Origin of the sequence: Microvirga vignae (assembly GCF_001017175.1) — a bacterium.
GTDB classification, from domain to species: domain Bacteria; phylum Pseudomonadota; class Alphaproteobacteria; order Rhizobiales; family Beijerinckiaceae; genus Microvirga; species Microvirga vignae.
The window spans coordinates 1-953 of sequence record NZ_LCYG01000112.1 but is presented as its reverse complement, the minus strand read 5'-3'; the positions used below and the strand labels follow the sequence as shown (position 1 = coordinate 953).

Sequence of the window (953 nt, the reverse complement as noted above, 5' to 3'; positions counted from 1 at the left end):
ATTGCCTCACGTTGAATGTTACCGGTAGGCTCACTGTCCCGGACGGGATGCGTCATCTTTTGTCATCCTGTTGCGGGGATGGTGGATGGCAAGGCATCTCAGCATGGCAACACGCTCGGAACTGATTGAAGCAATCATCGAGCGCTACCGATCAAGCCGCCGGGTGGACAAGCAGCGCATCCTGAATGAGTTCGTTGCGGTCACCGGCTATCACCGCAAGCATGCCATCCGGGCCCTCTGTCGACCTGAGAGCAAGCCGTCCGCTGCCAGGCAACACGCCACCCGGTATGATGCCAGGGTTCGCGAGGCCTTGGTTGTGTTGTGGGAGGCGTCCGACCGCCTCTGCTCAAAGCGCCTGAAGCCGATGATCCCCATCTTGTTGCCGGCCCTTGCGCGGCATGGCCGGCTTGATGTGGATGACGAGTTGCAGGGCAAGTTGCTGACGGTCAGCGCGGCCACGATGGACCGGCTGCTGTCGCAAGTGCGCGTTGTCGCCCGTGGCGGTCAGCGCCGTCGCGCTGGCATGAGTTCGGCGATGCGCCGCTCGGTGCCAGTGCGCACCTTCGGAGACTGGGACGATCCTGTACCCGGTTACATCGAGGTCGACTTCGTGGCCCATTCCGGCACATCGTCCTCCAGCAGCTTCGTGCAGACGATGGTTCTAACCGATATCGCTACGGGCTGGACCGAGTGTGTGCCGGTGCGCACGCGCGATGGCGATCTGGTGATTGCGGCGATCCAGCAGGCCCGGTCGCTGTTTCCCTTTCCTCTGCTGGGCGTGGACTTCGACAATAACAGCGCCTTCATGAACGAATTGGTGGTCTGCTGGTGTCGAGGCCAGGGGCTGGAGGTGACGCGGTCGCGTGCCTACCGCAAGAACGACCAGGCCTGGGTGGAGCAGAAGAACGGCGCCATCGTGCGCAGGCTGGTGTGATCTTCCCCCGATTGCGCGG

The 953-nt window shown here is 62.6% G+C and carries 1 protein-coding gene; it reads left to right on the top strand.

The window, feature by feature from the left end:
* Positions 1–103: 103 nt before the first annotated feature.
* Complete coding sequence (locus AA309_RS28770) at positions 104–934, top strand: transposase family protein (RefSeq protein ID WP_244470530.1); 831 nt, start codon at positions 104–106, stop codon at positions 932–934.
* Positions 935–953: the final 19 nt, after the last annotated feature.